Origin of the sequence: Margalitia sp. FSL K6-0131, assembly GCF_038008735.1 — a bacterium.
Lineage (GTDB): Bacteria > Bacillota > Bacilli > Bacillales > Bacillaceae_C > Margalitia > Margalitia shackletonii.
In genome coordinates this window covers 3,356,170-3,379,398 of the sequence record NZ_JBBOZS010000001.1, presented here as the reverse complement: position 1 = coordinate 3,379,398, position 23,229 = coordinate 3,356,170, and the positions used below count along the sequence as shown (strand labels likewise).

General features: G+C 36.3%; 22 protein-coding genes. All 22 read left to right on the top strand.

Annotated elements, in window-relative coordinates:
* The first annotated feature begins 12 nt into the window (after positions 1-12).
* The 22 genes from NSQ59_RS16545 to NSQ59_RS16440 all read left to right on the top strand — a co-directional run bounded on the left by NSQ59_RS16545 (position 13) and on the right by NSQ59_RS16440 (position 23,214).
* Positions 13-2,043 carry a chemotaxis protein CheA gene (locus NSQ59_RS16545; protein ID WP_340832323.1) on the top strand — a complete coding sequence of 677 codons (2,031 nt, stop codon included), beginning with the start codon at positions 13-15 and terminating at the stop codon, positions 2,041-2,043.
* Between the two features lie 68 nt (positions 2,044-2,111).
* The gene (locus tag NSQ59_RS16540) at positions 2,112-2,558 is read left to right on the top strand and encodes a chemotaxis protein CheW (protein WP_055740391.1); all 447 of its coding nucleotides are present in this window, start codon (positions 2,112-2,114) and stop codon (positions 2,556-2,558) included.
* Positions 2,559-2,571: 13 nt separating this feature from the next.
* Positions 2,572-3,207 (top strand): chemotaxis protein CheC, encoded by a 636-nt coding sequence (locus tag NSQ59_RS16535; RefSeq protein WP_126646883.1) that lies wholly within the window; start codon positions 2,572-2,574, stop codon positions 3,205-3,207.
* Positions 3,204-3,695: a chemotaxis protein CheD gene (locus NSQ59_RS16530; protein ID WP_055740389.1), complete on the top strand. Its 492-nt coding sequence runs from the start codon at positions 3,204-3,206 to the stop codon at positions 3,693-3,695. Before NSQ59_RS16535 ends, NSQ59_RS16530 begins: the two co-directional genes overlap by 4 nt.
* 194 nt (positions 3,696-3,889) lie before the next feature.
* On the top strand, positions 3,890-4,654 hold the full coding sequence (locus NSQ59_RS16525; protein ID WP_055740388.1) for a FliA/WhiG family RNA polymerase sigma factor: 765 nt from the start codon (positions 3,890-3,892) through the stop codon (positions 4,652-4,654).
* Positions 4,655-4,673: 19 nt separating this feature from the next.
* Entirely contained in the window at positions 4,674-4,991 is a 318-nt protein-coding gene (locus NSQ59_RS16520; protein WP_340832322.1) for a hypothetical protein, read from the top strand.
* Between the two features lie 9 nt (positions 4,992-5,000).
* Positions 5,001-5,534 (top strand): hypothetical protein, encoded by a 534-nt coding sequence (locus NSQ59_RS16515; RefSeq protein WP_055740386.1) that lies wholly within the window; start codon positions 5,001-5,003, stop codon positions 5,532-5,534.
* 168 nt (positions 5,535-5,702) lie between these two features.
* Positions 5,703-6,422 (top strand): 30S ribosomal protein S2, encoded by a 720-nt coding sequence (gene rpsB / locus NSQ59_RS16510; RefSeq protein WP_055740385.1) that lies wholly within the window; start codon positions 5,703-5,705, stop codon positions 6,420-6,422.
* Between the two features lie 106 nt (positions 6,423-6,528).
* Positions 6,529-7,413, top strand: coding sequence for a translation elongation factor Ts (gene tsf, locus NSQ59_RS16505; protein WP_055740384.1), 885 nt, complete (start codon positions 6,529-6,531; stop codon positions 7,411-7,413).
* Positions 7,414-7,630: 217 nt separating this feature from the next.
* Entirely contained in the window at positions 7,631-8,356 is a 726-nt protein-coding gene (gene pyrH, locus NSQ59_RS16500) for a UMP kinase (RefSeq protein WP_055740383.1), read from the top strand.
* Entirely contained in the window at positions 8,356-8,913 is a 558-nt protein-coding gene (gene frr, locus NSQ59_RS16495; protein WP_340832321.1) for a ribosome recycling factor, read from the top strand. The genes pyrH and frr overlap by 1 nt, the downstream gene beginning before the upstream one ends.
* A gap of 214 nt (positions 8,914-9,127) precedes the next feature.
* Positions 9,128-9,925, top strand: a complete 798-nt coding sequence (locus NSQ59_RS16490) for an isoprenyl transferase (protein ID WP_340832320.1) — start codon at positions 9,128-9,130, stop codon at positions 9,923-9,925.
* Positions 9,922-10,713, top strand: coding sequence for a phosphatidate cytidylyltransferase (locus NSQ59_RS16485; RefSeq protein WP_340832319.1), 792 nt, complete (start codon positions 9,922-9,924; stop codon positions 10,711-10,713). The genes NSQ59_RS16490 and NSQ59_RS16485 overlap by 4 nt, the downstream gene beginning before the upstream one ends.
* 60 nt (positions 10,714-10,773) lie before the next feature.
* Entirely contained in the window at positions 10,774-11,919 is a 1,146-nt protein-coding gene (locus NSQ59_RS16480; protein ID WP_340832318.1) for a 1-deoxy-D-xylulose-5-phosphate reductoisomerase, read from the top strand.
* Between the two features lie 16 nt (positions 11,920-11,935).
* Positions 11,936-13,198, top strand: a complete 1,263-nt coding sequence (gene rseP, locus NSQ59_RS16475; protein WP_055740378.1) for an RIP metalloprotease RseP — start codon at positions 11,936-11,938, stop codon at positions 13,196-13,198.
* A gap of 340 nt (positions 13,199-13,538) precedes the next feature.
* Positions 13,539-17,858, top strand: coding sequence for a PolC-type DNA polymerase III (locus NSQ59_RS16470; protein WP_055740377.1), 4,320 nt, complete (start codon positions 13,539-13,541; stop codon positions 17,856-17,858).
* 401 nt (positions 17,859-18,259) lie between these two features.
* Positions 18,260-18,727: a ribosome maturation factor RimP gene (rimP, locus tag NSQ59_RS16465; RefSeq protein ID WP_055740376.1), complete on the top strand. Its 468-nt coding sequence runs from the start codon at positions 18,260-18,262 to the stop codon at positions 18,725-18,727.
* A gap of 229 nt (positions 18,728-18,956) precedes the next feature.
* Positions 18,957-20,084: a transcription termination factor NusA gene (gene nusA / locus NSQ59_RS16460; protein WP_055740375.1), complete on the top strand. Its 1,128-nt coding sequence runs from the start codon at positions 18,957-18,959 to the stop codon at positions 20,082-20,084.
* A 13-nt stretch (positions 20,085-20,097) separates the two neighbouring features.
* On the top strand, positions 20,098-20,376 hold the full coding sequence (gene rnpM, locus NSQ59_RS16455) for an RNase P modulator RnpM (protein ID WP_126646874.1): 279 nt from the start codon (positions 20,098-20,100) through the stop codon (positions 20,374-20,376).
* Positions 20,377-20,685: a YlxQ family RNA-binding protein gene (locus NSQ59_RS16450; RefSeq protein ID WP_055740374.1), complete on the top strand. Its 309-nt coding sequence runs from the start codon at positions 20,377-20,379 to the stop codon at positions 20,683-20,685. It begins immediately after the preceding gene.
* 13 nt (positions 20,686-20,698) lie between these two features.
* A complete protein-coding gene (infB, locus tag NSQ59_RS16445) occupies positions 20,699-22,939 on the top strand; it encodes a translation initiation factor IF-2 (RefSeq protein ID WP_126646873.1) in 2,241 nt (746 codons plus the stop codon).
* Complete coding sequence (locus NSQ59_RS16440) at positions 22,936-23,214, top strand: DUF503 domain-containing protein (protein WP_055740372.1); 279 nt, start codon at positions 22,936-22,938, stop codon at positions 23,212-23,214. The genes infB and NSQ59_RS16440 overlap by 4 nt, the downstream gene beginning before the upstream one ends.
* Positions 23,215-23,229 lie beyond the last annotated feature (15 nt).

The following is a 23,229-nucleotide window of genomic DNA, read 5'->3' as shown; positions in this document are numbered from 1 at the left end:
GATGTGGAGCAAATGGAATTAAGTCAATATTTAGAAGTGTTTATTGAAGAAAGTAAAGAGCATTTGCAGGCTTGTAATGAACAATTATTATTGCTTGAAAAAAACCCTGAAGATCTAACTATTGTAAATGAAATTTTTCGTTCCGCACATACTCTTAAAGGTATGTCTGCAACAATGGGGTTTGAAGATTTAGCAAATTTGACGCATAAAATGGAAAATGTGTTAGATGGGATTAGAAATGGTATCATCACCGTTACACCTGAGATTTTGGATGTGGTATTTCTTGCAGTAGATGATTTAGAAATCATGGTAGAATCCATTGCCTCAGGCGGAGATGGAAAAAGAGATGTAAGTAAGGTTTTGGACCAGCTACATAAAATTGAAAAAGGCGAATCAATAGAAAGTACTGTAGCAGCTCAGGAAATTGCTGCTGGTGTAGCATTGGAAGCAACTGAATCGAATATGAAATATGATGAGTTTGAACAAACCGTGATTCAGCAATCAAAGGAACAAGGCTATGAATGCATTGAAATTACAGTTGGCTTGAGAACGGATTGTTTATTAAAAGCAGCGAGAGTTTTTATGGTCTTTGAAGTATTGGAAAAATGCGGTGATGTTATAAAATCAAATCCGACAGTGGAAATGCTGGAAGAGGAGAATTTTGATAGTTCTTTTACCGTTGTGTTGATAACAAATGAACAGATAGAAGATATAAGGCAAAAAGTAATGAAGGTATCAGAGGTTGAAAATGTAATCATCGTTCCGATCAATTTGGATCAACCAGACGATAATGACAAGGAAATTATTGAAAATAAAGATAAAAATCAGCAATCAACAGCTTTAACGGATAAAAAGCAAAAGGAAACGAAAAATGGAACGCAACAAGTAACTCATACGAACAAAACGATCAGAGTTAATATTGAAAGATTAGATGTCTTGATGAATCTTTTTGAGGAACTGGTAATTGATCGAGGCAGATTAGAACAAATTTCTAAGGACCTTAATAATCCTGAATTACATGAAACAGTGGAAAGAATGTCCCGAATTTCCGGTGACTTGCAAAATATTATTTTAAATATGAGAATGGTTCCCGTTGAAACGGTATTTAATCGTTTTCCAAAAATGGTTAGACAGCTTGCAAGGGATTTAAATAAGAAAATTAATTTGGAAATTATCGGTGCTGAAACAGAACTTGACCGAACTGTAATTGATGAAATTGGCGATCCATTAGTACATTTGCTAAGAAATGCGCTGGACCATGGTATCGAAACACCGGATGTCCGTTTGCAGAATGGAAAAAGTGAAGATGGAACCATTACGTTGAAGGCTTATCATAGCGGTAACCATGTATTTATCGAAATTTCTGATGATGGTGCGGGTATAAATCGTGAAAAAGTATTACAAAAGGCGATTTCTAAAGGAGTTATTCTCGAAAATGAAGCTCACTCCTTATCGGATAAGCAAGTATTTGAGCTTATAATGTCATCAGGATTTTCTACCGCAGATAAAATTTCCGATATATCTGGTCGAGGGGTAGGCCTTGATGTTGTAAAATCGACGATAGAATCTCTTGGCGGTTCCATTACAATTGATTCAAACGAAGGTTCAGGCTCTGTATTTATCATTCAGCTTCCTTTAACACTATCAATTATTTCTGTCATGTTAGTTGAGATTGGCAATGAAAAATTTGCTATACCATTATCATCCATTATTGAAACTGCTATTATTAAAGAATCAGATATTTTAACCGCTCATGATCAGAAGGTAATCGATTTCCGCGGTAAAGTTGTACCACTTGTATTTCTTAAAGATACTTTTGATGTACCGGATGCTGAAGATAACAGCGAATATACTTCGGTGATCATTGTGAGAAAAGGTGAAAAAGCAGCTGCCTTAGTTGTCGATTCATTTATTGGACAACAGGAAATCGTTCTTAAATCCTTAGGCAATTATTTACTAAATGTTTTCGCTATTTCCGGTGCCACCATTTTAGGAGATGGCCAAGTAGCATTAATCGTTGATTGTAATTCATTGATAAAGTAGAGAACCTGAAGTAAATATGAAATTCACCTTCATAACTCAAAAAAATGTTGATATTGGAGTGTTATATTATGATGGATGTAGTGGAACAAACGGAAAATAAAATGATTGTTTTCCAATTAAAAGGGAATGAATATGCGATTCCTGTTGGGCAGGTTAGAGCAATTGAAAGGGTTTTACATATTACGCGTGTACCCAATACAGCCTCTTTTATAAAAGGTGTGATTAATTTACGAGGAGTCATCATCCCGATTATTGATTTACAAAATAGGTTAGGAATTGGAGAAATTGAAACGACCGAAAAAACAAGAATGATCATTGTGTCGATGGATAATATTGAAGTTGGCTTAATGGTAGACAGTGCAAATGATGTAATAGATATTCCAATGGAATCCATTGAGCCTCAGCCTGAAGTCGTGAATTCTGTAAAGGCGGAATTTATTTCAAACGTTGCAAATCTTAATAAGAGATTAATTATGATTATGAGTTTAGAAAAGATAGTAAGTCCATTAATTTAGGGGAAAAATACAAATGGGTTTAGAAGATAAAATTACAAGTGTGCATTTAGATATTCTTAAAGAGATAGGTAATATTGGTGCAGCACATGCTGCAACATCCTTGTCTATTGTTTTAAATAAAAAAATCGATATGAACGTTCCGAAAGTAAGTATCGAATCCTTCACGGAAATGATGGAAATGGCAGGTGGATCGGAAAATATAGTTGCCTGCGTGCTTCTTCAAATTGAAGGTGATGCTTCAGGCTACATGTTTTTTATACTATCCATCAAACAATGTGAGAATTTTATTAGACAAATGACTGGTGATGTTCACTTTTCCATAAGGCAACCAGCCCTTTCTGAATTGGGCATCTCCGCATTTCAGGAATTAGGGAATATATTGGCTGGTTCCTATTTAACTGCTTTATCCAATTTCACAAAGCTTGAACTGTATCCATCCGTTCCCTTGGTTTGCTTCGATATGTTCGGAGCCATTATTAGTCATGGTTTAATCGAGCTATCTCAAACTAGTGATTATGCAATTGTGATAGATACAAGTCTAAGTGATGAACATGACGGGTTCGGAGATACCATGAACGGTCAATTTTTTCTTCTTCCAAATCCTGACTCCTTCCAAACGATTTTCCAAGCTTTAGGGGTGGAAATATGAGCGAAGTGGTGAAGGTGGGAATAGCGGATATGAATATCGTTCACTCACCTAATACAATCAGGACAACAGGATTAGGCTCATGTGTAGGAGTTATCATATATGATCCATTCCTGGCGATTGCCGGTCTAGTGCATGTTATGTTACCGGATTCAGGTATCGCCAAAGCCCAGAAGGAAATTAATAAAGCAAAGTTTGCAGATACTGCTATTAAGGAATTAACAGAGAGATTAATAAAAAACGGATGTAAAAAGCTTCATTTAAAAGCAAAAATAGCTGGCGGTGCGGAGATGTTTTCGTTTTCATCCTCCAATGATTTCATGAAGATAGGGCCGCGTAATGTGGAAGCGGTAAAAAACGCCTTAAAATCAGAAGGAATAGAATTACTTTCGGAAGAAACTGGTGGGAATTCTGGTAGAACGATAGAATTCGATCCTAATACATTTCTATTACAAATCAAATCGGTTAACCAAGGAATTCGTTTTATTTAAGGCTTTTTTCTTAAACTATGTCGCTATTTTGTACATGAAAGCCATACTTATAACGTTTTTAGGTTATGAACGGATACTTTTTTAAGAAAAGATGCCCCGAAACTCCGTCTAAATTCGGATTTATAGATATTTACGAATTGCTGCTATCTATACGAAAACAGCCTATTTAAACTAACTTGCGAGGAGGGAGACATTTGTCAAAAGCAGAAACAATCGAAGAACAAAAGTATTGGGAATTATGGATAAGTTCACGTAATGCTCAAGCTGGTGATGTTCTTGTGAAAAAATACTTGCCATTAGTTCACTATCACGTTCAAAGGATTGCAGTTGGACTTCCTCGTAATGTTTCAAGGGATGATTTAAAAAGTTTTGGGATGCTTGGGCTTTTGGATGCGTTAAATAAATTCGATCGGGCACGTGATTTAAAATTTGATACGTACGCATCTTTTAGAATTCGCGGGGCTATTTTAGATGGTTTAAGAAAAGAAGATTGGCTGCCTAGAAGTACAAGAGAAAAAGCGAAAAAGATTGAAGCAACACTCGAAAAGTTAGAGCAAAAGTATATGAGACATGTTACAGCCGAGGAGATTGCTCATGAACTGAATATGTCTGAGGATGATGTGTATCAAACCATGAATGAACAATTTTTTGCAAATGTACTTTCTGTGGATGAGCAAGCGCATGAAAAGGAAGACAATGAAACGTATTCTTTTGTGATAAAAGACGACCATATTCCAAGTCCAGAGGAATGTTTAATTCATGATGAAAAAATTCAGGATTTAACGAAAGTCATTTCCACATTATCTGAAAAGGAACAGTTGGTATTAAGCTTATTTTATCATGAAGAATTAACCTTAACGGAAATCGGGGAGATTATGAGCCTATCTACATCAAGAATTTCACAAATTCATTCGAAAGCATTATATAAATTAAGAAATATTTTAGAGAAGAAAATGTAAATTCTTAGAGGTGGAAAAGGTGGAGCTGAAATCGCTTGAAATGCAAATCGCATTGCCGAGAACACATGATGCCGGAAAAAATATGCAACATATTCAACATGCAAGTAAGGTAATAAATGAAAATGCAGTGGAGGAAATGGAAAAAGCACTAATTCAGAAACGACAACATGTACTAAAGCAAGAACAAAAAGATTCAGCCCTGCTTAAAGATCAAGCCCATCCGAAAAATCATCATGACCATGATTCAAGCAAAAAGGATCAAAGAGAAAAAGACAAAGAAAAGCAATCACACCAACATCACCCATTTAAAGGTAATCATATTGATTTTAGCGGGTAGGCGATTATAATGACCATTTTTATTTTATTCATTTCTATTATTATAAATATCGTATCAATCTTTGCAATTATTATCCTTTATATAAGACAGAATCGTCTTATGCATGTAGAACAAGATCAAAAAAAAGTGTTACAGGAAATGGAAGAAATGTTTTCAACCTATCTAATCGAAATAAGGGATGAAAATGAAGAGTTTATTAAAAAAGTCCAAAGCATATATCATAGCAAAATGGAATTAAAAGAAAACGTTGAGGGGGACAAGTCCTATCAAGATAAGATCTCCAGCCAAAACGAACAAAAAAATGAAGTTCCGGCTCTTCAAACATTTATGCGGAGCCGAGCGGAAAAAACATATCAATCAGCGATGACACAAAATGATATTCAAGATGCGGAAAATCAAAGTATTGATTTTGCCACTTTACCGTTAGAAAAACAAGCATATTTATTAGAAAAAGAAGGCTTGACGATTGAACAAATTGCTAAGGAACTTCATAAAGGGAAAACGGAAATTGAACTGCTTTTGAAGTTTCGTCAAAAAATATAAGATATTCTTGAATATAGTATTCATATATGTTATATTAATTTTTGGTGTTATCACACACGCTTCATGATTTAAATAGATGGTGCTTTCAAAATAATTACATTTTATTTTGGTAGTTTCTGTTTAAAAATGATTGAAGCGGAGGAAACTAAAACCATAGGAGGCAACACAATGTCAGTAATTTCAATGAAACAATTGCTTGAAGCAGGTGTTCATTTTGGACACCAAACACGCCGTTGGAACCCTAAAATGAAGAAATATATCTTCACAGAGCGTAACGGCATCTATATTATCGATCTTCAAAAAACAGTTAAAAAGGTTGAAGAAGCATACAACTTTGTAAAAGAACTTGCAGCAAACGGCGGAAACATTCTTTTCGTTGGTACTAAAAAGCAAGCTCAAGAATCTGTTAAAGAAGAAGCTGAAAAAGTTGGCATGTACTATGTTAATCATCGTTGGTTAGGTGGTACATTAACTAACTTCGAAACCATTCAAAAGCGTATCGAAAGATTAAAAGCGATTGAAAAAATGGAAGAAGACGGAACTTTTGAAGTTCTACCTAAAAAAGAAGTTGTTCAACTTAAAAAAGAACATGAGCGTTTAGTGAAATTTCTTGGTGGAATTAAAGATATGAAAACTCTTCCAGATGCTCTATTCATTATCGATCCTCGCAAAGAGCGTATTGCAGTTGCAGAAGCACGTAAATTAAATATTCCAATCGTTGGTATTGTAGATACAAACTGCGATCCTGATGAAATTGATTATGTAATTCCTGCAAATGATGATGCAATTCGCGCAGTTAAGCTTTTAACTGGTAAAATGGCTGACGCTATTTTAGAAGCTAGACAAGGCGAAGAAGAAACAGCTGCTGAGCCAGTGGAAGCTCAATAATTATTTTCTGATTTATAGAAGGTGATAAGAATACTCCTTATCACCTTTTTTTAAAGAATGCTATGAATTTAATGAAATACATAGAATTAAAGGAGGAACTATTCTCATGGCAGTTACTGCACAAATGGTTAAAGAACTTCGTGAAAAAACAGGCGCAGGTATGATGGACTGTAAAAAAGCACTTACGGAAACAAATGGCGATATGGATAAAGCCATTGATTATCTACGTGAAAAAGGTATTTCTAAAGCTGCGAAAAAAGCAGATAGAATTGCTGCAGAAGGTATTACTTATATTTTAAGTGAAGGCAATGATGCAGTTATTCTTGAAGTAAACTCAGAAACAGACTTTGTTGCAAAAAATGAAGGCTTCAAAACACTAGTTGCTGATTTAGCAAAACACATCCTAAAAAATAAGCCAGCTACAGTAGAAGAAGCACTTGAACAACAAATGGAAAATGGAACATCTGTTAGCGAAGCTATCAATGGCGCGATTGCAAAAATTGGTGAAAAAATTACACTTCGTCGCTTTGAATTAAAAACAAAAACAGATAATGGCGTATTTGGTGAATACTTACACATGGGCGGCCGTATCGGTGTTTTAACGGTTCTTGAAGGCACAACAGATGAGAGTGTTGCAAAAGATGTTGCAATGCACGCTGCTGCATTAAATCCAAAATACATTTCACGTGATCAAGTATCACAAGAAGAAGTTGAGCATGAGCGCGCGGTATTAACTCAACAGGCATTAAACGAAGGTAAACCTGAAAATATTGTTGCTAAAATGGTGGAAGGTCGATTAAGCAAATACTTTGAAGAGATTTGTATCTTAGATCAAGCATTTGTTAAAAACCCAGATCAAAAAGTTGGACAATTTGTGAAGGCTAATAATGCAACAATTACTGGCTTAGTTCGTTATGAAGTTGGCGAAGGTATTGAAAAACGTCAAGATAACTTTGCTGAGGAAGTAATGAGCCAAGTAAAAAATAAATAATTTTTTTGCAATTCCCTAGGGAATTGGGAAAATCATCAAAGGGAGCACACTGTGTGTTCCCTTTCTTTGGAAATTTAGGTTAGGGTGCAAATGATGGAAAATAAGGAAATCTTCATTTATAGATTTCCACCAATCTTTCAACTCTAACTACTTACCTCAAGAACAACATGCAGTGGATATCTTAACTGCATATACAATAAATGAATTGGAGGTTCATATGAGTACCCCAAAATATAAACGAGTTGTATTAAAATTAAGTGGAGAAGCATTAGCGGGAGATCAGGGTTTTGGTATTAACCCTTCTGTTATTAAATCTGTAGCAGAACAAGTGAAGGAAATTGCTGAATTAGGTGTTGAAGTGGCAGTTGTAGTTGGCGGCGGCAATATTTGGCGCGGAAAAATCGGCAGCGAGATGGGGATGGACCGTGCGACGGCAGATTATATGGGAATGCTAGCAACTGTGATGAATTCTCTTGCACTTCAAGACAGTTTAGAGCAAAATGGAATTGAGACAAGAGTTCAAACATCCATTGACATGCGCCAAGTGGCAGAACCATATATCCGCAGACGAGCTATCCGCCATTTAGAAAAGAAACGTGTTGTCATATTTGCTGCAGGAACTGGAAACCCATATTTTTCAACAGATACAACAGCTGCGCTCAGGGCAGCTGAAATTGAGGCAGAAGTTATCTTAATGGCAAAAAATAATGTAGATGGTGTCTATTCTGCTGATCCAAAATTGGATAAAAATGCGGTTAAATATGATCAACTTACTTATTTAGATGTGATTAAAAACGGTCTTGCGGTAATGGATTCAACAGCATCTTCGTTATGCATGGACAATGATATTCCGCTAGTTGTCTTTTCTATTATGGAAAATGGCAATATAAAACGGGTTGTAATGGGTGAAAATATTGGAACGATTGTAAGGGGGAAGGAATAATGCCTAAAGAAATTATTGCTACTTCAAAAGATAGAATGACAAAAGCAATTCAAGCTTTTACAAGAGAACTTGGTTCTATCCGTGCTGGTCGTGCAAGTGCTTCATTACTAGACAAAATTGTCATCGATTACTATGGTGCACCAACACCAATTAATCAGTTAGCAGGTGTATCGGTTCCGGAAGCGCGTCTGTTAGTTATCCAGCCTTATGATAAGTCAATTCTCGGTGAAATTGAAAAGGCTATTTTAAAATCAGATTTGGGTTTAACACCTAATAATGATGGAAGTTTAATTCGATTAGGGATTCCCGCATTAACAGAAGAGCGACGCAAAGAACTTGTGAAAGTGGTCAAAAAAGAATCAGAGGGTGCCAAGGTTGCGATTCGAAATATTCGAAGAGATGCAAACGATGAATTGAAAAAGCTTGAGAAAAATGGTGAAATTTCAGAAGATGATCTTCGCGGCTACTCAGATGATATTCAAAAACTTACAGATGAACATATTAACAAAATTGACCAAATTACAAAAACAAAAGAGCAAGAAATTTTAGAGGTATAATATTTTCTTAAAAAACTCTCTTCTAGAGAGTTTTTTATTTTAAAGAGGAAAAATGTTTCCTAACTGTCTCTACACAAAATGACATATTTTATCTATAATAGAAGTCGCACCTTTTCAATTTTAATATTAAAGAAATTCCAGGCTTTTTTTGCTATTATAGAAATAGCGGATTTTACATATGAAAATGGAAAGTAGTCCAAGTGGAGGTCCAATGATGATTAATAAATTGAAGTTTTGGAAAACTTCCAAGGAAAATGATGCATTAGAAGAGAGAATCAATGCATTAAAGGAACTCCCGATGCCAAAACATGTTGCGATAATTATGGATGGGAATGGGAGATGGGCAAAGAAACGCGCACTGCCTCGTGTGGCAGGTCATCATGAGGGGATGAAAAGGGTTAGAAGAATAACCCGACTTGCATCTAAGTTAGGTATTGAAGTTTTGACCCTTTATGCTTTTTCTACAGAAAATTGGAAACGCCCAAAAAGTGAAGTGGATTATTTAATGAAGCTTCCAGGCGAATTTTTAGGAACATTCTTACCTGAACTTAAAGAAGAAAATGTTCGAGTTCAAATGATGGGTTATAAAGATAAACTTCCTAAACACACTCTTGGTGCAGTTGGGAAAGCAATAACAGAAACAGAACATAATAATGGTTTAATTCTAAATTTTGCTCTTAATTATGGGAGCAGGGATGAAATCGTCAGAGCAGTAAAAAATATAGTACATGATGTGAAAAAGGGAAAATTAACTGAAAAGGATATTACGGAAGCTAATTTTTCAAATTATTTAATGTCACATAGTCTACGGGATCCGGATTTATTAATTCGTACAAGCGGAGAAATTCGCTTAAGTAATTTTATGCTGTGGCAGTTAGCCTATACGGAATTTTTCTTCTCAGACGTTTTATGGCCAGATTTTAATGAGGAAAATTTAGTAGAAGCTATTGAAGTTTATCAACAACGATCAAGAAGATATGGTGGTTTAAAAAGCGAGGGCGTGGAAGAATGAAACAACGTATTATAACAGCTGTTATAGCTGCTGCAATTTTTATTCCTATTGTCATTTATGGAAATGTACCTTTTACTATTTTAGTCTATTTATTGGCATTCATCGCTTTAGGTGAAGCTTTAAGAATAAGCAAATTAAAAATAATATCTTTTCCCGGAATAATTTCATTTCTTATGTTAGGGATTTTTTTGATTCCACATCCATATATTGAAGTAGTAGAGAAATTTGGATTGTCCAAAATGGATTTTGTCTATTTCGGTATACTTTTACTCTTATGCTATACGGTAGCTTCCAAAAACCGCTATACGATTATAGATGCAGCTTTTATGTTGCTTTCAATATTTTATGTGGGTTTAGGTTTTTACAATTTTTTATTCATAAGAGAACATGGACTTACACTTATTCTGTATTCTCTTTTTATTATCTGGGCTACAGATTCTGGAGCCTATTTTATTGGACGAGCGATTGGAAAAAGGAAGCTGTGGCCGGAAATTAGTCCTAATAAAACAGTAGAAGGATTTATTGGAGGGATAGTTTGCGCGTTAATAGTTGGAATTCTATTCGCGTTATTTTCCAACATACCTGCTTCTATGTTAAAATTAATTATTATTACTGCCATTCTATCTGTTTTTGGACAAATGGGTGATTTAGTTGAATCTGCCTTAAAGCGTTTCTATGATGTGAAGGACTCCGGAAAAATATTGCCGGGGCACGGTGGTATCCTTGATCGATTTGATAGTTTATTATTTGTTTGGCCGCTTATTAGTTATTTATTATTGTCGAATTAACTAAAGGACAAAATTATTTTTAATTAGATGGTATTGGAAGAATCTTGGGAGTTGAACATTTTGAAAAAAATAAGTTTGTTAGGAGCAACAGGATCAATTGGTACTCAAACATTGGATGTAATCAGGAAGCATCCTGAAGAATTTAAATTAGTTGCTCTTTCGGTTGGAAAAAATATAGATCTAGCCAGAAAAATCATTTCTGAATTCAATCCGGAGCTAGTCTCTGTTCAAACAAAAAAGGATTATGATCAATTAAGGCTTGAGTTTGCTTCTGACACAAAGCTTACATACGGCGAAGATGGACTAGTGGAAGTGGCTGTTTATGAAAAGTCCGATATATTGGTGAATGCTGTATTAGGAAGTGTAGGTCTTTTTCCTACTTTACAAGCCATTAAGGCTCATAAAGTAATTGCTATTGCCAACAAAGAAACACTCGTTACTGCAGGACACTTAGTAATGAATGAAGCAAAACAGCAACAAGTAATGCTTCTCCCTGTCGACAGTGAGCATTCAGCAATTTTTCAATGTTTGCAAGGGGAACAAGACAAAAATATTGAAAGATTAATTATTACCGCTTCAGGTGGCAGCTTTCGTGATAAAAAAAGAGAAGAGTTAAAAGAAGTCACCGTAAAAGATGCGCTTAGTCATCCTAATTGGTCAATGGGTGCAAAAATCACCATAGATTCTGCTACTATGATGAATAAGGGTTTAGAGGTAATTGAAGCGCATTGGCTATTCAATCTTCCTTTTGAAAAAATAGATGTTCTCTTACATCGGGAAAGCATTATTCACTCTATGGTGGAATTTCAGGATGGAAGTGTGAAAGCACAGTTGGGAACACCAGATATGCGAGTTCCTATTCAATACGCATTAAGCTATCCAAATCGTATTTCATTACCTTCATCAGAGAGGCTAGATTTAGCTAAAATTGGCAATCTTCATTTTGAAACCATGAACTTTGACCGATTTTATGCATTAAAGTTGGCATATGAGGCTGGTAAATCCGGGGGGACAATGCCTACTGTATTAAATGCAGCTAATGAAGTTGCCGCAGGTGCTTTCTTAAATGAACGAATTTCCTTTTTACAAATAGATGAACTTGTAGAAAAGGCGCTTGAAAGGCATAATGTGATTAAGCACCCTGACTTAGATACAATCAGAACTGTTGATATAGAAACGAGAGAATATATCAATTCACTTTTATAAAAAGGTGGTTTTTCATTTGACAACATTAATAGCCTTTATCATCATTTTTGGAGCATTAGTATTTTTCCACGAAGCAGGGCACTTTTTCTTTGCTAAACGGGCAGGAATACTATGTCGAGAATTTGCGATTGGCTTTGGTCCTAAGCTAATTTCCTTCAAAAAAAATGAAACACAATATACAATCAGACTTCTGCCAATCGGAGGCTATGTACGAATGGCAGGGGAAGACCAGGAAATGCTTGAATTAAAGCCGGGGCAACGTGTTGGTTTAATTCTAAATAAGGATGATAAAGTAGAAAAAGTTGTTATTAATGGCAAGGAAAAATATTCTAATATTCGTATTATCGAGATTGATTCCGCTGATTTGGAGCATAATTTGGTTATTAAGGGTTATGAAGAAGGGGAGGATGAAATATTAAAAACATTCTCCGTTGAAAATGACGCTGTGCTAGTGGAAAATCAGGCAGAGACTCAAATAGCACCATGGAATCGTCAATTTGCAGCGAAATCACTTGGACATCGTGCCATGACTATTTTTGCAGGACCAATGATGAACTTTGTGTTGGCAATTATTATATTCATGGTATTAGGTGCCCTTCAAGGAGTTCCGGTTCAAGACCCCATTTTGGGTGATTTAACTAAAAATGGGGTAGCTAAAGCTGCTGGTCTTCATAAAGGGGATAAAGTTATCAGTATTGATGGATCTGAAATATCGAATTGGAATGATATTGTAGAAGTAATCCAAAAACATCCTGGTGAAGAATTAATGTTTACGATAGAAAGAAATCATAAAACAATGGATATTTCTGTCACCCCAAAAATTGAAAAAGATGAAAATAATAAAGAATACGGAATGATAGGGGTTCATAGTCCTGTTGAAAAATCTCCGTTAAAAGTTGTTACTTATGGTTTCCAGCAAACCTATGACATGACCATTAAAATCTTCCAAATGCTAGGAAAATTACTAACGGGGCAATTTTCCATTAATATGCTCTCAGGCCCTGTTGGAATTTATAAATCGACTGAGGATGTCGCACAATTAGGAGTTTACTATTTAGTTCAATGGGCAGCATTATTAAGCATTAACCTAGGTATTATGAACTTATTGCCAATTCCAGCTCTAGATGGAGGTCGTTTATTATTCTTTGCTGTTGAAGCAGTAAGAGGAAAACCAATCGATCGTCAAAAAGAAGGGATGGTTCACTTTATCGGATTTGCATTGCTAATGCTTTTAATGATAATCGTAACATGGAATGATATTCAAAGATTTTTCCTATAGAATATAGAGCAATCGGTATAATCCGGTTGCTTCTTTCATGTTAAAGTAATTTATGAGTTTGGAATCAAATTAATTATTCCAAACATTAGGTTTTTGTCTGATTTCTGCGCCTATAATCTAGCGGTTTTCACCGTCTCGTCCCTAGGAAAAGCGGGCATCATCTCGTGATCTACCTCACTGTGTTCCGTTGGTCCCGCCTGCGACTGCGAAATCCTTACGCCGATACTTAAGGCGTCACGGGCTTTTCTTAATTGTAAATGTTTTTGCATTGAAATTCTGCCACGGTTTTTTTATGATGGTAAAGGTATAGAAGAAATTTTAAAGGATGGGAGAGGGGAATATGTCAAACAATCCCGCCGAAAAAAAAGAACGATTTAGACTATTATTACAGCAGCTTGAGTTAACGGAAGATACATTTTTTCAACATTTTACAAATGCAGAAATTGAAAAGCTAGTGGTGGAACGTGCGTCAAAACGCTGGCATTTTTATTTTAATGTGGAAAAGATCCTGCCGTTTCCTATTTTTAACCGCTTTTCCCTGCAATTGCAAAAAACATTCCAGCATATAGCGAATGTCCAATTTTCTATTCGAGCTCATGACATGTCTTATGAGGATCAGTTGATATCCGATTACTGGAAATATTGTATTAAGGATATTGAAGGCATTTCACCAATGCTTCTTTCTTTATTACATGAACAATATCCGCAGGTCAAAGGAAATAAACTTACTATTGAGGCAAGAAATGATACTGAATCACGGACGTTAAAACAAAAATATGGAGAAATCATTGCAAATTCATACCAATCGGTAGGTTTCCCTCCACTTGTTTTGGATACTATTATTTCTCAAAATCAATCGAATGAGGAATATGAAAAATTTGTAGAGGAGAAGAAAAAAGAAGACGAAGAAAGGGCTAAGTTAGCAGTAATGGAAATACAAAAGAAAGCTGCAGATAAGCCGGATGGTGAAGTAGATAACGGTCCGCTCTTTATAGGAATGAACATTAAAGATGATGATTCCTACAGAAAAATAGAAGAGATTGTGGATGAGGAACGACGAATTTTTGTCGAAGGATATGTTTTCTTCGCTGAAACAAAAGAACTTCGCAGCGGCCGAACACTATTAACCTTTAAAATTACTGATTACACAAGCTCCATATTAGTAAAAATGTTCTCTCGTGATAAAGAAGATGCAGAGATTCTTGGCCGCGTAAAAAAAGGTATGTGGCTTCGTGCACGAGGTAGCATCCAAAATGATACATTCGTCAGAGACTTAGTAATGATTGCGAATGATTTAAATGAAATTAAACCGGTAGAACGGAAAGACAATGCACCGGAAAATGAAAAACGCGTTGAACTTCACTTGCATACACCGATGAGTCAAATGGATGCTGTATCGTCCATGAGCGATTTAGTTGCCCAAGCGAAAAAATGGGGACATAAAGCTATCGCTCTAACTGATCATGCGGTTGTACAATCTTTTCCAGAAGCATATAGTGCCGGGAAAAAGCATGATATAAAAATATTGTACGGTGTGGAAGCGAACCTGGTGGATGATGGGGTTCCAATTGCTTATAATGATGCACATCGATTATTGGCTGAAGATACATTTGTTGTTTTTGACGTGGAGACAACCGGTCTTTCGGCTGTATATGATACTATTATCGAGCTTGCCGCGGTAAAAATTAAAAACGGCGAAATAATCGATCGCTTTGAATCGTTTGCTAAAGCACATCGCCCATTATCGGCAACTATTATTGATCTCACTGGCATTACAGATGATATGATTAAGGATGCGCCAGAGGTGGACGAGGTACTCCAAAAATTTAAAGACTGGACAGGGGATGCTGTACTTGTAGCCCATAATGCGTCATTTGACATGGGGTTTTTAAATGTTGGATTTTCAAAAATGGGATATCCAAAAGCAGCTAATCCAGTAATCGATACATTAGAACTAGCAAGATGGCTTTTTCCTGAATTTAAAAATCATCGTTTAAATACATTAGCCAAAAAATTCGATGTAGAATTAACGCAGCATCATCGTGCAATTTATGATACAGAAGCTACTGGGTATATTTTAATAAAAATGCTGAAGGACGCTGCCGCACGAGGGATTGAATACCATGATCAATTTAATCAATTTATGGGGGAAGGCGGAGCATTTAAGCGTGCAAGACCTTTCCACTGTACGTTATTAGCCCAAACAGAGGCAGGACTAAAGAATTTATTTAAATTAGTCTCCCTTTCGAATATTGATTATTATTACCGTGTTCCGCGTATACCGCGTTCCAAACTCCAAATGTACAGAGATGGAATATTGGTAGGTTCCGGATGTGATAAGGGTGAAGTATTTGAAGGGATGATGCAAAAAGGTCCTGAAGAGGTAGAGGAAATTGCAAAATTCTATGATTATTTAGAAGTTCATCCTAAAGATGTTTATGCACATTTAATTGAATTGGAACTTATTCGTGACGAAAAGTCATTGGAAGAAATCATATCGAATATTGTTAAATTAGGAGAAAAATTGAACTTGCCTGTAGTGGCAACAGGAAATGTTCATTATTTACATCCGAATGATAAAATATATCGCAAAATCCTAATTAATTCACAAGCGGGTGCCAATCCGTTAAATCGTCATAAACTTCCTGATGTTCATTTTCGAACAACAGATGAAATGTTAAATAATTTCTCCTTTTTAGGTGCTGAAAAAGCGAAGGAAATAGTTATCACTAACACGAATAAAATTGCTGATTTAATAGAACCAATTAAACCGATTAAGGATGATTTATATACACCTAAAATAGAGGGTGCGGAAGATGAAATTAAGAATATGAGTTATGCCCGTGCTAAATCTATTTATGGAGATCCGTTGCCAGAGATTGTAGAAGCTCGATTAGAGAAAGAATTAAAGAGTATTATTGGCCATGGTTTTGCCGTTATTTATTTAATTTCTCATAAGTTAGTAAAGAAATCACTAGATGATGGTTATCTGGTTGGTTCTCGTGGTTCGGTAGGATCGTCCTTTGTTGCGACGATGACGGAAATTACAGAAGTAAATCCACTGCCACCACATTATGTATGTACAGAATGTAAGCATTCAGAATTCTTTAATGATGGTTCTGTAGGTTCCGGCTTTGATCTCCCGGATAAAAACTGTCCTAATTGCGGTGCTAAATACAAAAAAGATGGACATGATATTCCGTTTGAAACATTCCTTGGCTTTAAAGGGGATAAGGTACCGGATATCGATTTAAACTTTTCTGGTGAATATCAGCCAAGAGCACATGCCTATACAAAGGTGCTATTCGGTGAAGAATATGTCTATCGTGCAGGAACGATCGGTACTGTAGCGGAAAAAACCGCATATGGATATGTCAAAGGTTATGCGCAGGATAATAATCTTCATTTACGCGGAGCCGAAGTGGATCGATTAGTACAAGGTTGTACAGGGGTAAAGAGAACAACCGGCCAGCATCCTGGGGGTATCATCATTATCCCTGACTATATGGATGTGTATGACTTTACACCAATCCAATTTCCAGCAGATGACAATAGTTCTGAATGGAAAACAACCCATTTTGATTTCCATTCGATTCACGATAATGTCTTGAAAATGGACATACTTGGGCACGACGATCCGACAGTTATAAGAATGCTGCAGGATTTAAGTGGAATGGATCCGAAAACTATTCCAACAGATGATCCAGAAGTAATGAAAATCTTCAGCAGTACGGAATCATTAGGTGTTACTCCAGAACAAATTATGTGTAATACTGGAACGCTTGGAATACCTGAATTTGGTACACGATTCGTTAGGCAGATGTTAGAGGATACAAAACCAAAGACCTTTTCGGAGCTTGTCCAAATTTCGGGATTATCTCATGGTACCGATGTTTGGCTCGGAAACGCACAGGAGCTCATTCAAAATGGTACATGTACACTTCCAGAAGTTATTGGCTGTCGTGATGACATCATGGTTTATTTAATTTATCAAGGGATTGAACCTTCATTAGCGTTCAAAATTATGGAATCCGTTCGTAAGGGAAAAGGTCTTCAGCCTGAAATGGAAGAGGAAATGAGAAAGCAAAATGTACCCGAGTGGTATATTGATTCCTGCAAAAAAATTAAGTACATGTTCCCGAAAGCACATGCTGCGGCATATGTATTAATGGCCGTTAGGATTGCATATTTCAAAGTACATCTTCCACTTTTATATTACGCTGCTTATTTTACTGTAAGAGCTGAAGATTTTGATTTGGAATCTATGGTACGGGGAAGTAATGCGATCAGGTCAAGAATAGAAGAAATAAACGAAAAAGGCTTGGATGCATCTACGAAAGAAAAAAGCTTACTGACAGTGCTTGAAATAGCACTGGAAATGGTGGAAAGAGGTTTCCACTTTCAAAAAGTAGATCTATATCGTTCGAGTGCAAAGGATTTTGTAATTGATGGGGATTCTCTCATTCCTCCATTTAATTCCATACCTGGTCTGGGAACGAATGCTGCTTTAAATATTGTTAAGGCCCGCGAGGAAGGAGAATTTTTATCTAAAGAAGATCTCCAGCAACGTGGAAAAGTATCCAAAACAATAATCGAATATCTGGATAAACACGGTTGCTTAGAAGATCTACCGGAGCAAAATCAGCTTTCCTTGTTTTAATTAAGGCTCTTTTCTAAAATTATTTTACTTTTGTAGAGGCAACTCTTATAAACATCTTTTTTGCGGATAAGAATGAATTACCACTTTAAGAATAGATGCCCGAAATGAAGCCTACTTAGAATTTATGAAAATCATACAATCTATTTTGAAAGCAGCCTAAGTGAATAATAGTTATTATAAAAATCTCTGGGTATTTGCTTTATTTTGCAGGTTATGGTATATTTTTATTGGAAATACTACTGATAGCTCTCGTAATTAAGAGTGGGTCTTACCCGCTCTTTCTTGTTTTTCACTTTTAATAAGTTAAACTTAAACACAAATGGCTTCGGGGAGTTCATTATTTCATGAAGTGGGAGTAATCTCCCTCGTCTAATAAAGGTGGACATGTGTAGGAGGTATTTATGAGTAAAGTAACGGACGTTATTGAAGGACTCGTTACACCAATCTTAGAGGAAATGCAGCTATATCTCGTCGACATTGAATATGTAAAAGAAGGGAAAAACTGGTTCCTTCGCGTTTATATTGATAAAGAAGGCGGGATAGATATTGAAGAATGCGGTATGGTCAGTGAACGTTTAAGTGAAAAATTGGATGAAATTGACCCAATTCCGCAAAATTATTTTCTGGAGGTTTCTTCACCGGGTGCGGAGCGACCACTAAAGAAAGAAAAAGACATTGTTGATTCCATAGGTAAAAATGTACATATTAAAACCTATGAAGCCATTGATGGCGAAAAGACTTTTGAAGGCAAGCTTTTAGCTTTTGACGGGGAAACGTTGACCGTTGAGGTGAAAATAAAAACCAGAACAAAGGAAATCAGCATTCCTTACGAAAAAGTGGCTAATGCTCGTCTTGCGATTATTTTTTAATTAAGGCTCTTTTCTTAAAGTTTGATGTTTTGAAACAATAACCTTATTAATAGCTCTTACAGTATGCAACTAAGTGTTATTAATACTATAGTTTTAGTCTTTCACACAAGAGCGAAAAGCAACAATTTGTATGAAAACGGCTTTATTTACAAAAAAGATTTGGAAAATAACTGCACAGTGAATGGTAGCTGTGACATGTTTACTTATTATTAAGGGGGATGACGTTTCCATGAGCACAGAGTTATTAGATGCTCTACTAATATTGGAAAAAGAGAAAGGAATTTCTCGCGACGTTATTATTGAAGCAATTGAGGCAGCATTAATTTCTGCTTATAAAAGGAATTTTAATCAAGCACAAAATGTGCGCATCGATTTAAATTTAGGCAATGGAACAATGAAAGTATTTGCCCGTAAAGATGTAGTGGAGGAAGTGTTTGATTCACGACTTGAAATTTCCATTGAGGATGCCCGAAAGATTAACCCCTCTTATGAAATTGGCGATGTTGTCGAATTAGAAGTAACACCAAAGGATTTTGGCCGAATCGCAGCTCAAACTGCAAAACAAGTAGTTACACAACGTGTTCGTGAAGCGGAAAGAGGCATTATTTATTCTGAATTTATTGATCGCGAAGATGACATTATGACAGGGATTGTCCAACGTCAAGATCCACGATTTATTTATGTAAACTTAGGGAAAATTGAGGCTCTTCTGCCGCAAAGTGAACAAATGCCAAATGAGTCGTATAAGCCTCACGACCGTATTAAGGTATATATTACGAAAGTTGAGAAAACAACAAAAGGGCCGCAAATCTTTGTTTCTCGTACACACCCAGGCCTATTGAAACGTTTATTTGAAATCGAAGTACCTGAAATTTACGATGGAACGGTAGAAATAAGATCTGTTGCACGAGAGGCCGGCGACAGATCCAAAATATCTGTCCATACCGATCAAGCCGAGGTAGATCCGGTAGGTGCTTGCGTTGGGCCAAAAGGTACAAGAGTTCAAGCAATTGTAAATGAGTTAAAAGGTGAAAAGATTGATATCGTTGAGTGGTCAGAAAACCCTGTCACTTTCGTTGCAAATGCATTAAGTCCATCAAAGGTGTTAGACGTTATCGTGGATGAAAATGAAAAGGCAACAACAGTTGTTGTACCTGATTATCAACTATCTCTGGCAATAGGTAAAAGAGGGCAAAATGCTCGTTTAGCAGCTAAGCTGACTGGATGGAAAATAGATATTAAAAGTGAAACGGATGCTAGAGAATTAGGCATCTATCCTCGAATGAATAGTAATTTATTTGATGATGAAGATGACAGCTATGATACATTCGACGTAACCGAAGATGATTTCGAATAAGAGGTGATCAAAAGTGGCTACTCGAAGAAAAGTTCCATTGAGAAAATGTATTGCAACCGGTGAAATGAAGCCGAAAAAAGAAATGGTACGGATCGTTCGTTCTAAAGAAGGCGAAGTATCGATTGATCCTTCCGGCAAAAAGTCTGGCAGAGGTGCATATCTTTCAAAGGATAAAGAGGCTATTCTTTTAGCAAAGAAAAAAAATATTTTAGCTAGCCAGCTCGAAGCAAGTGTTAGCGATGAAATATATGATGAGCTGTTGAAGCTAGTGGAGAGAGAGAACTTAAAGTAAATGAATCATTCAAAAGCAATGTCTCTGCTGGGATTAGCTAATCGAGCTCGTAAAGTGATATCTGGAGAAGAACTTGTTCTAAAAGATATAAAGTCAGGTCGTGCAAAACTTGTATTACTTTCCAAAGATGCCTCACAGAATACATCAAAGCGAATACAAGACAAGTGTCTGTACTATAATGTTCCTGTTGTAATGGTTGACAATAGGGAGGAGCTTGGTTCCGCAATTGGTAAGGAAGCTAGAGTAGTTGTAGCAGTAAGCGATACCGGCTTTGCAAAGAAACTTACAACACTGCTCGAAAGAACTTGATGGGGGTGAACATATGGGTAAAACAAGAGTTTATGAATACGCAAAAAGCAATAATATTTCAAGTAAGGATGTTATCGAAAAGCTAAAAGGGATGAATATTGAAGTTACCAATCATATGTCAACGATAGATGGGAATGCTATTGAGAAATTGGATTCCATCTATAAAAACAATAAGAAAGAATCCAATAGCAAAAATAACAGCGCAAAACATAAGAATCATAATCAGCAACAGAATCATGATCAACAAAAGAAAGAACATACAAAATCTAATACTGCTACTAGAATAAACAATATGGAAGATGAAGAGGATATCGTGACAGAAAAAGTACAAAAACCACATACAAAACAAAAACCGCAAAGTGTCGAAGGTAAAAAAATTAATAAAGAAGATTCTTTAAAAGAAACGAAAGTATTTAACAAAAATAAAAAGAATAACCATAAAAATAAACAGAAACAAAAGTATACGCCACAACCGCCAGCACCTCAAAAGAAAAAAGAGCTGCCAAAGAAAATAGTTTTTAGTGAATCTTTAACGGTTGCTGAACTAGGGAAGAAATTGCATCGTGAGCCATCGGAAATTATTAAAAAGCTGTTTATGTTAGGGGTAGTAGCTACCATAAACCAAGAGCTTGATAAAGATGCAATTGAATTAATCGCTTCGGACTATGGTGTTGAAGTGGAAGAGGAAATCAAGGTAGATGTGACAGACCTTGAAGTGTATTTTACGGAGGATGCTCCCGAAGATTTAGTTGAAAGACCATCTGTTGTAACGATAATGGGGCATGTTGATCACGGTAAAACGACAACATTGGACTCTATTCGCAATACAAAAGTAACAGCAGGGGAAGCTGGGGGTATCACACAGCATATTGGTGCGTACCAAGTAAATGTAAATGGCAAAAAAATCACTTTTCTTGATACTCCAGGACATGCAGCCTTTACTACAATGCGGGCACGTGGAGCACAAATTACGGATATTACCATTTTAGTTGTCGCTGCGGATGATGGTGTTATGCCGCAAACAATTGAAGCTATTAACCACGCAAAAGCAGCAAATGTACCAATTATTGTTGCAGTTAATAAAATGGATAAACCATCTGCCAACCCGGATCGTGTAATGCAGGAATTAACAGAACATGGTCTTATTCCGGAAGCTTGGGGTGGGGATACTATTTTTGTACCTATTTCAGCTATCACTGGTGAAGGAATCGATAACCTGCTTGAAATGATTCTCCTTGTTTCAGAGGTAGAAGAATACAAAGCTAATCCTAACAGAAATGCTCTTGGTACCGTTATCGAGGCACAACTTGATAAAGGCCGCGGATCAGTGGCAACATTACTTGTTCAAAATGGTACCTTAAAAGTAGGAGATCCAATCGTTGTCGGTAATACATTCGGCCGTGTTCGCGCGATGGTGAATGATCTAGGACGCAGGGTGAAAGAAGCTAAGCCTTCTACTCCTGTTGAAATTACTGGTTTAAATGATGTACCACAAGCTGGAGACCGTTTCGTAGTCTTTGCTGATGAGAAAACAGCTCGCCAAGTTGGAGAAGCGCGTTCTCAACAAGCTGTTTTAGCACAAAGAAATGACACTGCTAGAATCAGTTTAGATACATTATTTGAGCAAATGAAACAAGGCGAAATGAAGGACCTTAATATTATTATTAAAGCGGATGTTCAAGGTTCTGCAGAGGCACTTGCTGCATCATTGCAAAAAATCAGCGTTGAAGGTGTTAATGTAAAAATTATTCATACTGCAGTTGGTGGCATTAATGAATCAGATATTACTTTAGCCGCTGCATCTAACGCGATTGTAATTGGCTTTAACGTACGCCCGGATGTTAATGCGAAACGTGCAGCTGAAGCAGAGAAAGTTGATGTGCGTTTACACAGAATTATTTATAAAGTTATAGAAGAAATTGAGGCTGCGATGAAAGGAATGCTTGACCCTGAATTTGAAGAGAAAATTATTGGTCAAGCAGAGGTTCGTCAAACCTTTAAAGTATCTAAAATTGGTACTATTGCAGGATCTTATGTTATAGATGGAAAAATTACTCGTGACAGTGGAGTAAGGGTAATACGTGATGGTGTGGTTATTTTCGAAGGAGAAATTGACACCTTAAAACGTTTTAAAGACGATGTAAAAGAAGTCAGTCAAGGATATGAGTGCGGTATTACCGTTAAGAATTATAATGATGTGAAAGATGGAGACATCATTGAAGCATATGTAATGGAAGAAGTAGAAAGAAAATGATCGGAAGTTTGGAATGTGAATTCCGAATTTACGATGCAAATTCGTTAAAAGAAAAAAGGGCAGTCTTGCAAAGGGTTTTAACTCGTTTAAAGCAAAAATATAATGTTTCCGTTTCGGAAATTGATTACCAAGATGTATGGCAGCGAACAAAAATTGCCATTGTGACGGTTGCTTCTTCAAGACATGCAGCAGAAAGAGAATTGGAAAATTCACTTAGGTTTTTAGATTCTTTTCCTGAATGGGAAAGGCTTAAAACCGATTATGAGTGGTTGTGAATGGTGAGGTGTTTA